The sequence below is a fragment of the Anaeromonas frigoriresistens genome (genome assembly GCF_016820655.1).
Taxonomy (GTDB): domain Bacteria; phylum Bacillota; class Clostridia; order Tissierellales; family SIT17; genus Anaeromonas; species Anaeromonas frigoriresistens.
Map to the genome: position 1 here is coordinate 26,284 of NZ_WSFT01000016.1, position 15,155 is coordinate 41,438.

Annotated in this window: 19 protein-coding genes; all 19 read right to left on the reverse strand. The window is 31.8% G+C overall.

The features are described from left to right. On the reverse strand, positions 1-456 hold the full coding sequence (locus GOQ27_RS02845) for a MarR family winged helix-turn-helix transcriptional regulator (protein ID WP_203365311.1): 456 nt from the start codon (positions 454-456) through the stop codon (positions 1-3). A gap of 10 nt (positions 457-466) precedes the next feature. Continuing rightward, positions 467-976, reverse strand: a complete 510-nt coding sequence (locus GOQ27_RS02850) for a 4Fe-4S binding protein (RefSeq protein ID WP_203365312.1) — start codon at positions 974-976, stop codon at positions 467-469. 54 nt (positions 977-1,030) lie between these two features. Beyond that, positions 1,031-1,414, reverse strand: coding sequence for a hypothetical protein (locus tag GOQ27_RS02855; RefSeq protein ID WP_203365313.1), 384 nt, complete (start codon positions 1,412-1,414; stop codon positions 1,031-1,033). A 371-nt stretch (positions 1,415-1,785) separates the two neighbouring features. Beyond that, complete coding sequence (locus GOQ27_RS02860) at positions 1,786-3,150, reverse strand: DUF6179 domain-containing protein (protein WP_203365314.1); 1,365 nt, start codon at positions 3,148-3,150, stop codon at positions 1,786-1,788. Beyond that, positions 3,137-3,628, reverse strand: coding sequence for a DUF6323 family protein (locus tag GOQ27_RS02865; protein ID WP_203365315.1), 492 nt, complete (start codon positions 3,626-3,628; stop codon positions 3,137-3,139). Before GOQ27_RS02865 ends, GOQ27_RS02860 begins: the two co-directional genes overlap by 14 nt. Before the next feature lie 209 nt (positions 3,629-3,837). After that, a complete protein-coding gene (locus tag GOQ27_RS02870; protein WP_203365316.1) occupies positions 3,838-3,984 on the reverse strand; it encodes an integrase in 147 nt (48 codons plus the stop codon). Between the two features lie 608 nt (positions 3,985-4,592). Further along, positions 4,593-4,820 (reverse strand): hypothetical protein, encoded by a 228-nt coding sequence (locus GOQ27_RS02875; RefSeq protein WP_203365317.1) that lies wholly within the window; start codon positions 4,818-4,820, stop codon positions 4,593-4,595. Positions 4,821-5,065: 245 nt separating this feature from the next. Next, on the reverse strand, positions 5,066-5,548 hold the full coding sequence (locus GOQ27_RS02880; RefSeq protein WP_203365318.1) for a hypothetical protein: 483 nt from the start codon (positions 5,546-5,548) through the stop codon (positions 5,066-5,068). Continuing rightward, positions 5,535-6,503 (reverse strand): alpha/beta hydrolase, encoded by a 969-nt coding sequence (locus GOQ27_RS02885; protein WP_203365319.1) that lies wholly within the window; start codon positions 6,501-6,503, stop codon positions 5,535-5,537. The genes GOQ27_RS02880 and GOQ27_RS02885 overlap by 14 nt, the downstream gene beginning before the upstream one ends. 81 nt (positions 6,504-6,584) lie before the next feature. Next, positions 6,585-7,163 carry a TetR/AcrR family transcriptional regulator gene (locus GOQ27_RS02890; RefSeq protein WP_203365320.1) on the reverse strand — a complete coding sequence of 193 codons (579 nt, stop codon included), beginning with the start codon at positions 7,161-7,163 and terminating at the stop codon, positions 6,585-6,587. A 255-nt stretch (positions 7,164-7,418) separates the two neighbouring features. Continuing rightward, the gene (locus tag GOQ27_RS17260; RefSeq protein ID WP_286673008.1) at positions 7,419-7,550 is read right to left on the reverse strand and encodes a hypothetical protein; all 132 of its coding nucleotides are present in this window, start codon (positions 7,548-7,550) and stop codon (positions 7,419-7,421) included. Between the two features lie 195 nt (positions 7,551-7,745). Continuing rightward, a complete protein-coding gene (locus GOQ27_RS02895; RefSeq protein ID WP_203365321.1) occupies positions 7,746-8,651 on the reverse strand; it encodes a zf-HC2 domain-containing protein in 906 nt (301 codons plus the stop codon). Beyond that, a complete protein-coding gene (locus GOQ27_RS02900) occupies positions 8,651-9,133 on the reverse strand; it encodes an RNA polymerase sigma factor (protein WP_203365322.1) in 483 nt (160 codons plus the stop codon). The genes GOQ27_RS02895 and GOQ27_RS02900 overlap by 1 nt, the downstream gene beginning before the upstream one ends. 289 nt (positions 9,134-9,422) lie before the next feature. Beyond that, complete coding sequence (rlmD, locus tag GOQ27_RS02905) at positions 9,423-10,787, reverse strand: 23S rRNA (uracil(1939)-C(5))-methyltransferase RlmD (protein WP_203365323.1); 1,365 nt, start codon at positions 10,785-10,787, stop codon at positions 9,423-9,425. A 399-nt stretch (positions 10,788-11,186) separates the two neighbouring features. After that, complete coding sequence (locus tag GOQ27_RS02910) at positions 11,187-11,588, reverse strand: FxsA family protein (protein ID WP_203365324.1); 402 nt, start codon at positions 11,586-11,588, stop codon at positions 11,187-11,189. Positions 11,589-11,599: 11 nt separating this feature from the next. Then, the gene (locus GOQ27_RS02915; RefSeq protein ID WP_203365325.1) at positions 11,600-12,013 is read right to left on the reverse strand and encodes an acyl-CoA thioesterase; all 414 of its coding nucleotides are present in this window, start codon (positions 12,011-12,013) and stop codon (positions 11,600-11,602) included. Between the two features lie 114 nt (positions 12,014-12,127). Further along, positions 12,128-13,885 carry a pyruvate kinase gene (gene pyk, locus GOQ27_RS02920; protein WP_203365326.1) on the reverse strand — a complete coding sequence of 586 codons (1,758 nt, stop codon included), beginning with the start codon at positions 13,883-13,885 and terminating at the stop codon, positions 12,128-12,130. Positions 13,886-13,902: 17 nt separating this feature from the next. Continuing rightward, positions 13,903-14,862: a 6-phosphofructokinase gene (gene pfkA, locus GOQ27_RS02925; RefSeq protein ID WP_203365327.1), complete on the reverse strand. Its 960-nt coding sequence runs from the start codon at positions 14,860-14,862 to the stop codon at positions 13,903-13,905. Positions 14,863-14,944: 82 nt separating this feature from the next. Beyond that, on the reverse strand, positions 14,945-15,136 hold the full coding sequence (locus GOQ27_RS02930; RefSeq protein ID WP_203365328.1) for a hypothetical protein: 192 nt from the start codon (positions 15,134-15,136) through the stop codon (positions 14,945-14,947). Positions 15,137-15,155: the final 19 nt, after the last annotated feature.

Sequence of the window (15,155 nt, forward strand, 5' to 3'; positions counted from 1 at the left end):
CTAATCCTCCTCAATCTTCGAATCAATATTTGCTACTAGCGCCTCCGAGTTAAGATGAAGTAGTGACAAATACTCATAAAATACTTGTTTGTCTTCACCCTTAAACCCTTTAAAGAGTTCTTTCTCAGCATTGGTTTTTACATGAATTAAATCATCTACTATCATTTCGCCTTTTTCTGTTACATAACACAAGGTATTTCTTTTATCTTTTTCATCTGATACTCTCCTAATAAAACCATCACCTTCAAGAATTATAAGTGCTTTAGTAACACTAGCTTTTCCAACATTTTTAAGCCTTGCAAGCTCAAGTTGATTAATTCCAGGACTGCTATAAATCAAAAGAAAATACTCGAATTGACCTTGCTTTATTCCATATTTATCGATTTTTGAACCGATATAATAATTTATATTTGAAGTAATTGTCCTAATCAATTTTCCGAAATTCTGTATTTCCATATCAAATTCCTCACTTCTTTGTTTTTTTATTGGTTTTTAAGAATGCCTCTTTTATTTTTTCATAATTACCGGTTGTAAATGGACATACCTTAATGCAAATACCACAACCGTAGTTTATAAACCCCTCACAACATTTTTCGTAATCAATACGGGTTGGATTAATTCCATCCAATGCTACGGGTTCTTGTAGGATTGCACCAGATGGACATTTACGAATACACTTTCCACACTTCTTGCAGAATTCTCTTATCCATCTGATATCCTCAGTATTACGATTAATAAATTCGTCCAGATTCTCAATATTTGTGTAGACAACTGATAATCTATGACAATGACCATGCTTTTTTGTTATGACCATACTGTGTCTACCTATAATAGCGATACCTGCCCACTCAGCTGCCATAGAATAATCTAACTGCCCATCCATAGAATGATTGGGACTCGCTCCAAATCCTTTCTTTTGTAGGAACTCTGCAACCTTGTTGGCAATATTCCCTGTCTGTCCATATACTTTGGCCACTTCTAGCTAACACTCTATACTTGGGGCTGTTCCAAATGCAGTTTTATCCATAGCTCATGAAAATACCAGAGCATATTTATGGGGAACCCCACATTCCTTGAATATTTTCTCAGGTGTAACTTCAAAAAAACCATATTCATCTACTTGAAGAGAATTTAGTAGTTGATCTAATTCTTCAAAGCTTACCCTTGACATATGTCTCTTTGTGGTTGAAGTATCTTCCTTTATCAGCTTCACTGTCTTATTTATTGAATATGGGAGCTTGTAAATATTTTTTATATTTTTCAATATATGAAATACATCATTCCTATTAAACTTTGGTTTGCGCCCTTCAACATACAATCTTTTTGATGGAGATTTTTCTTTAGAAAATACACTTGCTTTTTCATTTAATTCAATAGTTTGTGGTTTGACCATCTTATTTAAACTTAAACCCATAGTTTTGCTCACTCCCTTCAAGTTAGTAATATCACAATTAGTTCACCAGTATACCATTAGGTTTACTATACACTATTTTAGTTAACCAGTCAACTATTATTTTAAGGTTAACAATTATAACTTATTTGAAATTCATGAATTATGTTTATGTTATTACAGAAAATTATGAGTAGCAAGGCTATTAGAAGCAAGAAAAATTTTGGAGTTAATTCACTTAACTTTTTCTCTAAATTCATCTTTTTATGTGAGATTGTAAATTATGCGTGAAAGTGAGACCCCCATAAATAAAAACTTCCCCAAACATACATCTGAGGAAGCACATATTTTACTATTAAATTCACTTATAACCTATTATAAACCATTCCCAGATATCAATCTCCTATAAGATGTTTTGCAATCTGGAGAATTAGTTCTTGTCTGTTAGTTGGAAGTTGCTTAATATAGTTTTCTAAGTATAATCGTACTACCTGTTCCGTATCTGATAAATCTACAGCTTGAATGTCCGACTCAAACGGGTGTCTTTTAATCATTGCTGCAATTTCAACATCTCCGAGAGTATTAAACAGAGAAATAAATTCCTCTTCTTCTAATTGTGCATCAAGTAATATATCTTCAAGATCATCAAAAGATTTTACTCTTTCCTTTATAAGTTCTAACTTATCAGATGAAAATCTACATCTAAGCAATTCTTCTATTAACCTTCTATATTCTTCATCATCCATTTTAACACTGGATTCAAAGTGGATTTTAGGTTCTAGATTTGGATTAATTGAGGTTATGAATACTTTACTGAGGGTATTTAATTTTAGTGCATTTTCTATATTAGTTGTAATCTTCGATAAACTTTTTTCAATATATTTTTGGAGAGAAAGGTTTGTAATATTTAACTCTTCAAATATATCTTTAGTCGCCTTATGAATATTTAACATAAGTGTATGATTATCATATCTTAGTAATTTTTCAAATAAACGTTGAATATCTTCTCCCGTAATATTGAGTTCTCTAATGTTACGGTTAGCGAGAGAACATCCCAAAGCCGTTGTTAATAATTGTTCAAAAATATTAATCAATAATTCCGTGTACCCTTTATCATATCCATAAAGTAGATAATGAATGTTCTCTGCTGCAAAATTCATGCAAAATTCGTTCTCAAGGTATAAATTCTCAAGGTATTTTTGAATAAATTCTACTCCTGCCAAATCATTAACAGGATTGCAAAGCTGATAGTCAATAGAAGCAGGAGAATCATGGGCCTCATACTCTAAGTTGTATGACTTAAAGAAAATCCCAATTCCATTTTCACTAAGTGTCGAATTATAAGAATGATTTAGTGTATCTAGTTTATTCTTTTGCACCATATTATAGATACGCTTTGTTACTTGAAATCTAGTATTAACTAATTTTCTGCCTTTCTCATATAGATCAGAAATCCTTACTGTTTTTAGCTCTTTTACAGCATAGTCTGGATCTGGTAAAGACTTTAAGTATAGACCTATTGAATAAATATTAGATTTCATAATGCTTTCAGCAGTCTCAACTCTTATAGAACTGCTTTCAGCCTTATTATATCTCTCACTTTTATATGATAAGAGACTAATACATTGTAGCTGAATATTTTCTAAATCAGACTCATTTAATAGTCCAGAGGTATATGCCTCTTGTAAAATATTATTAAAATAGAATTCATCACTCAAATTATGACTATTAATGATATGTCGCTTTTCAATATTCTCCATCTGCATCCTCCTCTTCACATTCATTATCCTCTGAATAATCAGGAGCATATCCATATCGTAAATTACGAGCCATTTTATCAAGTTCTCGTCCTGATAACAATTCTAATGATCCTTGGCATTTGCCATCAAAGGAATTTTTCATAAACTTTATGAGTTCATCATCACTTATTAAATCGAGAGTTTCATTTTTATAAAAATAAAAAATTTCAATTAACTCATGAAGTGTTTCTACATAGTTATGCATAGAAATATAAGGAGAATCACAAAACTCCTTGATTATTTTATCAATTACGCCACCTCCAAATTCAATACGTCCATTATTTTTTAGTGAAAAAGTTCTTGTTTCAACTAATTCAATGGCATCTTGGTGAGATAAAGTTAACCCAAATCTAAAAGTATAATCATTACATTTTTCAATTTCATCAACTGCTTGTTTTTGTATCAAGGATGAAAATACATTCATAATCTCAAATGACAATAGGATCACCTCCAAAAGAAAAACAAATATATTTTTCAAAATAACGCTTGACATTTGATTTGTAATATGCTATAATTAAATTGATACTATTTATTATAATTTGATTCGGCCATAAATTATATTATACCATTAAATTTTAATAAAAGCAATACTATAAAAACAAAAAGCCAACGTTTATATACTAATATAATCGTTGGCTATCTTTATATTTATATTTCAACATCAATAACGACTTCAGACTTAAACCCTATAATTAGCTTATCATTAAAGACTGTTACTTTTTCAATAAGCCACCTTACCAGGTGCTCATCACATTCCTCCAGTTCATAGGACTGTTCATTCAAGAACTCTGTCATTTCAGCTATTCACTGCCTTCTTCCTTAATGTTCTGCATTTTCTATAATCAATTGATATATTCACATCAATTCTATCTCCTCAACCCTATAAATTCATCCACTCTTTCAACTCAACCCTACCTATTTTTATGTTCAAATTTTGCCCCAAAATATACCCTCGATATGTTCCTGAGAACACATTTCGAGGGCTAAAGTCAAATGGAAAGAACTACTTTCATTTTATAAAACCCAGTATCTATAAGGCTTTCAGAGCTTTACTTTCTCGTTATCAAAACCACCGTCTCCACGTGCGTGGAGTAATCTTAAAAACATGTCAAATTGCCCTCTTTTTTATTCAATAATCGTTTCATTTGTAATTAATATTAAGAACTGTACTTTCTACCATATATATATCTAATTATCTGTTTATTCTATTTTAATTTGCCTGCCAGCAAGTATTTTCCCTATTGCAAAAAACAAACTTTAGTATTCTTGATCGAATTCCATAAATCTGGATTTTCATTTATCTCAAGATGTTCTTTCATTAGATCTTCTTCACTCAGGCATTTATTAAAATCTTCCATTTGATTGCGTTCTGCAAGCAAAATCACAACATAAATGGCAGTTAATCAAATCCAAGCTATATTAATGCTAGTATCAAAAATCGTGTCGATCAATTTCAGCTTTACAGTATTCATATCCTTTAGCTCTGAAGCCAAAACTGCTGTATATATCATCAACACAGGATCAATCATTCCCCATGTCAATTCATCCACATTAATATTTCTTTTCAATTCCTTTGAATATAGAAATGGGTGAGTTGGTTTTGAATATCCACCTTTTCGTACATATTCCACCAATAAACCAATAAACCAATAAGTAAGGTAAAAATTCCTGTTGCAATAATCAAAATGCGATTTAATCCTGAATAATACCTAATAGCAAAAAAAATAGAGAAAAACCCAGTCAAAAATAAAATTATAACACTAAAAATCATTCCATACATCAATGGTATTTTCTTCATATATACTGACACTTCTTTCTTCCTAAACTTTTTTTCTACCTAGCATACTATTCATTCTACATGGATTTAATAATCATATCACCATGTCAAATTTTTGTTCTGATCAAGCGTCAACAAGTTTCCACATGTGTCGTCTGCGTAATAGGAATACACAACATCCTTATTATTGCCATGTATTCCTTTAGTCTTTTTTACAGATACGTCCTCCTCTAATTCCATCCCTGCCTTGAATACAAAAGTGACTGAATAAGGATTTACCTTACCACTTTCATCCGTTTTACCTATAATAACTTTATCAATTGAATTCTCGAAAACCTCACGATCAAATACTTCTAATAATTCATTGTTGTCAAATGCTTTTCTAAAAGATTTAAGCTTATCTTTTAAAAGCTTTTCTTGCTCATGGGTTCCATCTAAAGAATTAGCTTCTTCTTTTAGTTCTTCCAATCTTTTCGTAGTCGCATGATATTTTTCTTCATAGGTCTCTTTATTGATGATGCCTTCAAGATTCATTTCTGCAAGCTTACTTAATTTATAATTCGTATGCTCAATATCTGACAAAACGTGCTAGTGCATCTTCAAGCTGGAATCTACCAGGTTCCTCCACTGGGAAGTGACCGCATCCCTCCAGTACAACTATCTCTTTCTTGCTCTTTATCCGATCAAAGAATTTCATGGAAAGTTCGAGAGGTGTCCAGGGGTCAACGGCAGGGTGAGCTAGCAGAACAGGACAAACATTAAAATCTTCCGGTTCAATGGCCGGTTTTGCATTCATCAAGCTCCTAAGGAATCCCATTGTTACTGTCGTTCCTCCTGCAAGTCTATCTTTAATAAAAACTCTACTAACCTCAGGATCATTTGTAATAAGTTCCATTGGGGCAAGCCATTTCATTGGCAATCTGATTGGATCAATCAACGGTCCGAGGAGCTTTGCAAACAAGAATCCCCCTCCTCCTAAGAGTGAATTCCGCCCAACCTTTGCCATTGTTTTTATACTGCGGGTATCTGCTAATGTGGTTGCAATAAGACCATCCACTTTCTTGTTTTCAGCCGCTGCCATATATGCCAACAATCCACCTATAGAAAGCCCCCACACTATAACAGGTAAACCATCTTTCTTTCTCTCTGCATCAATTAGAGCTGATCCAATTTTACTCCAAAGGGCATAGGTAGGCTTTGTCTTTGAGGATCTTACGGTTAAACCGTATCCTGGAAAGTCCGGTGCTACCACTTCACACCCTGCTCTCATTGCCATCCTGGCAAAGGCACCTAGGACTCTGCCATTTCCTCCTCCACCATGGAAAAGAAGCATTTTTGCCTTAGGATTATTTACAATATATCTATCGAGGTGAATTTGGTGTTCTTCAAAATCCCACCACTCCTCATTTGGTATATATTCTCCTTGTAGTCGAAGATCCTCCGGCAGATATTTTTGGTACCAGCGCCACTCAGGACGATTTAGATAATATTGCTTTTCACCATTTCGGGGAATTCTTAATAATCCTCTAAAGTTCATAAATCTCAGACCTCCTTAAATATTATTATCCATATACACTATGGTCTTTATTAATCAAATCATTTAAAACCATATCTAGAGCTATTTCAGCAGTTTGACAACTAATGCTTTTAGCTCCTCTGAAGCTTCATCTATAGTAAAAGGGGTTTCTTCAATAATCGCCCGTTCCAAAACTTCATGAATCGTGATCACTAAAAAATAGGCCATAAAGTTTGAATTATCAATATATAATTCGCCTTTTAATCGTCCTTTTTCTATCCAAACAGTAAGCCATTCTATCCACTTGTTTACTGACTTACTTTCCATATTATGAAATCCGATGAAAGTAAAAAATCTCACATGATGCATTAATTTTAATAGTGTATTGTGCTTTTTTAGAAAAAAAACGATGTAGGAAATAATTCTCTCAATATCCTCTTTTTCATAGCCTTCTACATCTAATTTAGCAAGATACTTATTTAAACCACTTAGTTTAGTGTCAATAAAATGCCAAACTAAAGCTTCCTTTGAATCAAAATATAAGTAAAAGGTTCCTTTTGCTATACCAGCACGTTGAACGATATCATTTATTGTAACTTTGCTAACACTTTTTTCCATAAACAATTGTTCCGACGCTTCGAGTATTTGATTTCTAGTTTCTTCTCCTTTTTTTGTAATCATAAAGCCCTCCTAATATGCGCATATTAGTTTCATTAGATTTGTTTTAACGTATATGACCAGTCTTCATAAATTAATTATAACAGTACCTCTCATTGATTTATATGGTCACTTCTACTGATTTGGTCAGTTTTATATCTGTCTAATAAGATATTTAGTAAATAAAAAAACCGAGCAATAATGAATTAGTTTTATCCATACACTCGGCTTCCTTCTATTTAAAATACATATCTGCTTTTAAGCAATTCGCAAAGCGATTCAAATTTCAAGCTTGCCAACAGGCACTTTATTTCGGAAATCTTCTCCATCTCTGATGAATTGAAAATCATCTGTAACCATTGTAAACACAGCTATTTCATAGATTCCACCCTTTGTATTCCTACTACGCACTCAACATGGCTTGAGAGTACAGCATAAATGTCTTTCAATCTGTCGGTTCTCGAAAACATATCCACGGCATTTTTTGCACTATCGGTAGTCGGGAACATATCCACAGCCAATATCGCCAATAAAAATATATCTGCCCGTATAAATGATATCTTTTATTTGAGCCTTTAGTAAAATCTATCCCAAAAGGGATCATACTTAACGACCCTCATATATTTTATTTTTATACTGTCTAATTAAGTTTACAGCCATTAGAAAAGCAATATATAGCGGAATCATAACTAACAATATTGCATAAAAATCCCGTGTCGCAGTATATGATGAAGTTGTAAATCCTTTAATAATCAAATGACCTAATAGGTAGGATACCGGTAAAAAGAAAACTTTCATTGTAAAATTAAGCACTTTTTTATTACGATACAATATAAGCATAATTAATCCACAAGTTGCAGCAAATACTATAGCAATAAGTGCGTAATAGGATAAAAATAGTCTTGGTAATGTAACAATCCCGCCGTTTGGATTTATATCTTTACCATACATCAATATATCTTCACTTCCATCTGTATGGTAATAATATACAGAAACAACATTTTCATCATTTGGATTTAAAATAGTATTATTTGTATTAGATTTTTTTATATTTCTATTCCATATGCTATTCCATGTAATAATGTGATAGACATAACCAGTGTTGTCATCTGTAGGATATCTATTGATGTCATATCCATATACGGTATCCTCAAATTGAGCGAGCACCGACCCATTACCAATCTCATTTATTGTTACACTTCTTTCGCTATATGGAATATACTCTGGAGCGGTCAAGAAAGCAATTGTTATAACAAAAATCATAATTGAAAACATCATTGAGAATATTGCCGTCTGAATTTTCTTCTTGCGTAATGTTGATTTTATCTTTAGTAAAGGTGAGGTATTCCTATCTACTGGCATTTCATTAAAATTGCGCATCTCATTAAGACAATTCTTGCATTCCTGACACTGCTCAATATGTTCTTCAACCATAATACACGAGTCATCACTAAGCATATTTTCTAAATATAGAGGCAACACATCTTTAATAACATTACAAGTGACTTTCATCAATAATCCCTCATTTCTTCTCTAATCTTATTTCTAGCTCGATGAAAAGTGACACAAGCCCAATTATCTGTTTTACCAAACAAACTGCCAATCTGCCTAAAGCTCAGTTCTCCAAAAACTCTTAGAGAAAACACTTCCTTATATGGCTCAGATAAGTTATGGAGAATTTCATGAGTTTTCATCGACTCTTCAGATGAAATTACCGATCTTTCTATATCAAAATCATCTTTCTTTTCAGGCACTGAGTCTAGCTCTATCAAAGTCTTATGTTTTCTTATATATGAATAATATGAGTTTTTGGCTATTTGAAATAACCACACCTTGATATCACAATTTCCTTTAAAGCTTTCAATGGACTTTATCGCTTTTATAAATGTTTCAGATGTCAAATCTTCTGCTATATGTTTATCTTTTGATAGACTATATATGAAGAAGTAAACATCCTTAAAATAGTTATTATAAATCTCCTCAAGCTCTGTCACTTTTTCACCTCCTATCTATAAGACGCACGGGATTTAATAATCTTACAATAAATTATAAAAAAATCTCAAAGTTTAAGTAATCCTTGAGATTTAAAAATATTTTAGAGATAAACACTTACATCTATTCTATCTCCACAACCCTAAGGATGTTATCTGTTCTGTCCACTCAAACCTACTTCCCTTTTTAATTCAATTTCTATCACTCGATATGTTCCCCCAAACGTAAAAACTTACTTTCGGTCGAGTAAACAAGATAAATGTACTCATTCAAACCCAGTATAATCATGGGTTACACTCTCGACATCAATACTACCGTCTCGACGTGAACTGTATGTGGAAACATATCTACTGGTTGTATTTCTAATGTTTTGTATCCATTTTCATTTAAGTATTTTAGATCTCTTGCTAATGTAGCTGGATTACAGGATACGTATACAACTTTTTTAGGATTCATTTCTATTATTGTATCTAGTACTTTTTGCTCACAGCCTTTTCTTGGCGGATCTACAACTACAACATCTGCCCTTATACCTTGTTTATACAGCTTAGGAAATACTTCTTCTGCTTTTCCTGTAAAAAACTCTGCGTTTGTTATTTTATTTATTTTTGCATTTTTCTTAGCATCTTCTATAGCTAGTTTAACTACCTCTATCCCGTATACCTTTTTAGCCTTTTTAGCTAAAAATAAAGATATACTTCCTATTCCACAGTAGAGATCAAATACTGTCTCATCCCCTTGTAAATCTGCATACTCTAGAGCTTTATTATATAAAACTTCTGTCTGTATAGGGTTGACTTGAAAAAAGGATAATGGAGATATATTAAATTTTATATCATCAATATAATCCACTATTTTATCTTCTCCATATAAATTTATAGTTTTATGTCCTAATATAACATTATTTCTTCTAGTATTAATATTCTGAACTATACTTTTTACTCCCTCAATATTTGAAGTTAGTTCGGTAATTAACTCTTCTTTATATGGGAGCTTTTCTCCATTTGTTATTAGTACTATCATCAAATCCCCTGTTCTAAAGGATGTTTTAGTTAAAATATGTCTTATTATTCCTTTTTCCTTTTTTTCATCATAAGCTTTTACATTGTATTTCTTCATAAAGCTTCTTACTACTTTTATTATTTTATCTGTTATTGAGTGTTGTATTATACAACTATTAGTATCTACAATATCATGGGTCCCTCTTCTATAGAATCCTATTTTAACGAAGTCTTCTCCAGGAGATAGAGGAAATTGAGCTTTATTTCTATATCCAAAAGGATCTTTCATTCCTAAAGTATCATGAATCTTTATATCCTCCATTCCTCCGATTCTTTTCATATCATTTATAACTCTTTCTTTTTTTATCTTTAACTGTTTATCATAATCTATCTTTTGAATTTGACAACCTCCACACTCATCTACTACATGACAAGGAGCATCTATTCTCCATTCTGAAGGACTACTAATATTTACAAATTCTCCAATACCATAATTCTTTTTTACTGTATGTATTTTAAGATTTCCTTTATCTCCAGGAATGCCATCATCGATAAAAATTGCAAATCCATCTATTTTAGCTACACCTTGTCCTCGATGATTTAAATCTATTACTTCTGCTTCATATATATCTCCTTCTATTACTGGGGGTTTCATAAGTATCTCTCCTTTAACAATTTCCTTCTCTCTTTATAACTATAAAGAAACTAATAATTTTTTTCAAGGTATTTTCTAATTTATGTTCTATATATATTATTCCCTACATACAAATATATTAAAAGACAAGCTTCTTAGGAGGGGATAAAATGCTTAAAGCTATAAGAAATCTCTTGATAATAATATTGATATGTTTTACTGCTTTGGGAATTTCAATTAATGCTACGCCTTTGGTACAATTATTTTAGTAGAAAATCAATTTATTTATAAAAAAATGGCACACCCTAAGGTGTGCCTAAAAAATTGAGAATCGGTTGCCAATTTCTCATTCTATAGAAATTGTTGACTTAAATAAATATTTTATTCAAGTCAACAATATTTCTACCCAAATTTTACTAATTAATCTCTTCGATTATAATAAAAATGTACTTGACCTTCTTTTATCATACTTTCAAATTTGCTTTTAATGTATGCTTTAAATATTGTTCTAGTCATTGGTATAACTAAACTAAAACCTACTACATCTGTTAATATTCCTGGAGTTAATAAAAATGCTCCTCCTATAAGAACACACAAACCATTTATTAACTCATTTCCTGGCATTCTACCTTGATTTATTTCAGTTTTTATTCTTGTTATTATTATCTTACCTTCACTTTTAGCAAGATAGGCCCCTGCAATTCCAGTTAATAATACCAGTAATAATGTTGCTGAAAAACTGGTTACTTTTGCAATTTGAAATAATATATATAGTTCAACTATAGGTGTCAATGTAAATAATAGTATAAGTTTTCCTAACATATGCTCTCCCCCTATTCCATGGTTTCGTATAGTTTACTCCATAAATCATTATACTTTTTTTTGAAATTTACTGGTTTTAAGTCCTTATCTACAAAAGCGTGAATGGTATGCCCTTCTGCTAATAGAGCATTATCACTTTTTCTAATAATATTATAATTAAATTCTATTCGAACACCTTTCATTTTATCAATCCACGTTTCTATTATTACTTCATCATCATACTTAGCTGATATTTTGTATTTACAACCTACATCTATTACTGGTAAAAGTATTCCTAATTCTTCCAATTGTTTATAGCTATATCCTAAGTTTTTAAAAAACTCTGTCCTTCCTACTTCAAACCAATTAAAATAATTTGCATGATATATAATACCCATTTGATCTGTTTCACTGTATCTAGCTCTTATTGTAGTTTTATATGACATGATATCCTCCATTTATATAATATATAATAATTATATCAAATTTGTTTGCACAGAGAAAGTTAAGTATATAATTAAAAATGTCGAGGTTTATATAAACCTCGACATTTTTAGTTATTATAATACTCTTGCTTTTCCTCTATAAATAAAACCTCTTATACTATCTACTGTAATAAGTTCCCCATCCTTTAGTTCTGTAGTAGCTTTATCTACTCCTACTATTACAGGCTTTTCTATATTAAGACCTACTACTGCTGCATGGGAAGTAAGTCCGCCTTTTTCTGTGATTATTGCTGAGGATCTTTCCATAAAAGGTACAATATCTCTATCTGTATTTATGGCAACTAATACGTCACCATCTTCAAACTTAGCTTCTGCATCTTCTTTGCTGGATACTATGCATACATTTCCTATAGCACTTCTATCTCCAATCCCAGTTCCTTTTAATACAACTTCTCCTACTGTATGAACCTTTAGTAAGTTAGTTGAACCAGCTTTTCCTACAGGTACTCCTGCTGTTATTACTACTAAATCCCCATTTTCTATATATCCATTTTCTAAAGATATAGATACTGAATCGTCTATTATATCATCTGTTGATGAAGATTGTCTTGAAAGTAAAGAATTAACTCCCCATACTAACCCAAGTTTTCTCCTAACTTTTTCTGATGTAGTGACTGCTATAATTGGTGCAGCTGGTCTAAATTTAGATACAGCCCGTGCCGTATATCCTGTACTAGTAGCTGTTATAATAGCTTGAGCTTCCAAATCTTGAGCAGTTGTACACGTTGCATGACTTATAGCATTTGTAACACTTATTTCCTGTAAACGAGCTCTAGAGAATAATAGTCCTTCGTAGTCTAAAGATCCTTCTGTTTTCATAGCTATATTCGCCATTGTTTGTACAGATTCTATAGGGTATTTACCTGCTGCTGTTTCTCCTGATAACATTATTGCATCAGTACCATCTAATATAGCATTAGCTACATCTGTAACTTCTGCTCTTGTTGGTCTAGGGTTTCTAATCATTGAATCAAGCATTTGAGTAGCTGTTATTACTGGCTTTCCTGCTAAATTACATTTTTTAATTATCATTTTTTGAACTAAAGGTACTTCTTCTGCTGGTATCTCTACTCCTAAATCACCTCTAGCTACCATTATTCCATCAGAAACTTCTAATATTCGATCAATATTGTCGACACCCTCTTGATTTTCTATTTTAGAAATTATTTCGATATCTTCTGCATTATTTTCTTCAAGAATTTGTCTAATCTCTAATACATCAGAAGCCTTTCTTATGAATGAAGCTGCTATAAAATCTATACCATTTTTAATACCAAATTCTATATCACTTCTATCTTTTTCAGTTATAGCAGGAAGATTTATTTTAACTCCTGGTACATTTACACCCTTTTTATTTTTCACTTCTCCACTATTTTTAACTTTACATTTTATATCAGTATCATTAAGTACTTCTATAACTTCTAACCCTACTAACCCGTCATCTATTAGTATTGTATCCCCTTTATCTATATCCTTTGGTAGGTCTTTATAGGTTATAGGACATACCTCTTTGTCTCCTAATACATCTCTAGTAGTTATAATATACTCTTGATCTTCTTCTAGTATTACACTGCTTTCTTTAAAATCTCCTGTTCTTATCTCTGGGCCTTTTGTGTCTAACATAATTGCTACTGGAGTATTTAACTTTTCTCTAACCTTCTTTATTAAATCCATTCGTTGTTTATGTTCTTCGTGATTTCCATGGGAAAAATTCTGTCTAGCCACATTTAATCCATTATTTATTAGTTCGGTTAAAAGTTCTTCTGTTTCTGATGCTGGTCCTAATGTACATACAATTTTAGTTCTTTTCATAATACTTTTCACCCCTATTATATAGATAATATTTTTGTTAATTCATACATATCTTTATCTAGATTATTATTTATCTTTAATGCTTCATTTATGTTCATGTTAATTATTTTATTTCCCTGAATACCAACCACTTTACCGGATTCACCCTTTATAAGTAGTCTTACAGATTCTGCACCCATTTTACTTGCTAGTATTCTATCAAAGGCAGTGGGACTTCCTCCCCTTTGAATATGTCCTAAAACTGTAACCCTCGTTTCGATACCGGTTTTATCCTCTATTTCATCACTTAACTCATAGGCTCTACCTACACCTTCGGCAAGCATAATAATACTATGTAACTTACCTCTATTTCTACCCTTAATTAGCTTTTGACAAACTTCATCTACCTCGTATCCAACTTCAGGAACTATAACACTTTCAGCTCCTCCTGCTAATCCAGCATAAAGTGCAATATCACCACAATGTCTACCCATTACTTCTATTACATTGGCTCTTCCATGAGATGTAGAAGTATCTCTTATTTTACTTATAGCATCTATTACTGTATTAATTGCAGTATCAAATCCAATAGTATAATCACTATATCCTAAATCATTATCAATAGTTCCTGGAATACCAATAGTTGGAAACCCTTCATCGCTAAGTTTCTCAGCTCCTTTAAATGATCCATCTCCTCCTATTACTACTAATCCATCTATACCAAAAACTTTCATTACATTTAATGCTTTTTTTCTACCTTCTTCAGTTTTAAATTCCTCAGATCTTGCTGTTCTTAGTGTGGTACCGCCTCTATGTATTATATCAGCCACACTAGATAATCCCATTTCTTTTATATTACCATTAATCAGTCCATCATAACCTTGATTAACTCCCATAACTTTAATTCCATTATATATTGCTGTTCTTACTACAGCCCTTATAGCTGCATTCATCCCAGGGGCATCCCCTCCACTGGTAAGTACTCCAATAGTCTTCATTGTAATCCTCCTCACATTTCATCCACCATGGACTTCAAACGTCCCATAGCAATTAAAAATTAATATTTTTTATTTTTTATTATTAATATCCTAAATCCATTATTACACTATGAACATCCCTGGCCTCAAACTCTGGTGCCATTATTTTATATATTGTTATGTCCCCTTCTTTAGAAAAGGGTTTAAATCTTACTAAAAACCCTTCTTGAGTTAATTTATCCTTTAATTCCTTTGCTAGATCTTCTCCTTCGACCATATGAACTGCTGTCCACATTTAATTACCTCCAAATACT

Bases quoted from the DNA above. Each gene is read 5' to 3' on its own strand.
- GOQ27_RS02845 (WP_203365311.1), bottom strand. From the start codon at position 456: ATGGAAATACAGAATTTCGGAAAATTGATTAGGACAATTACTTCAAAT.
- GOQ27_RS02855 (WP_203365313.1), bottom strand. From the start codon at position 1,414: ATGGGTTTAAGTTTAAATAAGATGGTCAAACCACAAACTATTGAATTA.
- GOQ27_RS02860 (WP_203365314.1), bottom strand. From the start codon at position 3,150: ATGGAGAATATTGAAAAGCGACATATCATTAATAGTCATAATTTGAGT.
- GOQ27_RS02870 (WP_203365316.1), bottom strand. From the start codon at position 3,984: ATGACAGAGTTCTTGAATGAACAGTCCTATGAACTGGAGGAATGTGAT.
- GOQ27_RS02885 (WP_203365319.1), bottom strand. From the start codon at position 6,503: ATGAACTTTAGAGGATTATTAAGAATTCCCCGAAATGGTGAAAAGCAA.
- GOQ27_RS02890 (WP_203365320.1), bottom strand. From the start codon at position 7,163: ATGATTACAAAAAAAGGAGAAGAAACTAGAAATCAAATACTCGAAGCG.
- GOQ27_RS02895 (WP_203365321.1), bottom strand. From the start codon at position 8,651: ATGAAAGTCACTTGTAATGTTATTAAAGATGTGTTGCCTCTATATTTA.
- rlmD (WP_203365323.1), bottom strand. From the start codon at position 10,787: ATGAAACCCCCAGTAATAGAAGGAGATATATATGAAGCAGAAGTAATA.
- GOQ27_RS02910 (WP_203365324.1), bottom strand. From the start codon at position 11,588: ATGTTAGGAAAACTTATACTATTATTTACATTGACACCTATAGTTGAA.
- GOQ27_RS02915 (WP_203365325.1), bottom strand. From the start codon at position 12,013: ATGTCATATAAAACTACAATAAGAGCTAGATACAGTGAAACAGATCAA.
- pyk (WP_203365326.1), bottom strand. From the start codon at position 13,885: ATGAAAAGAACTAAAATTGTATGTACATTAGGACCAGCATCAGAAACA.
- pfkA (WP_203365327.1), bottom strand. From the start codon at position 14,862: ATGAAGACTATTGGAGTACTTACCAGTGGAGGGGATGCCCCTGGGATG.
- GOQ27_RS02930 (WP_203365328.1), bottom strand. From the start codon at position 15,136: ATGTGGACAGCAGTTCATATGGTCGAAGGAGAAGATCTAGCAAAGGAA.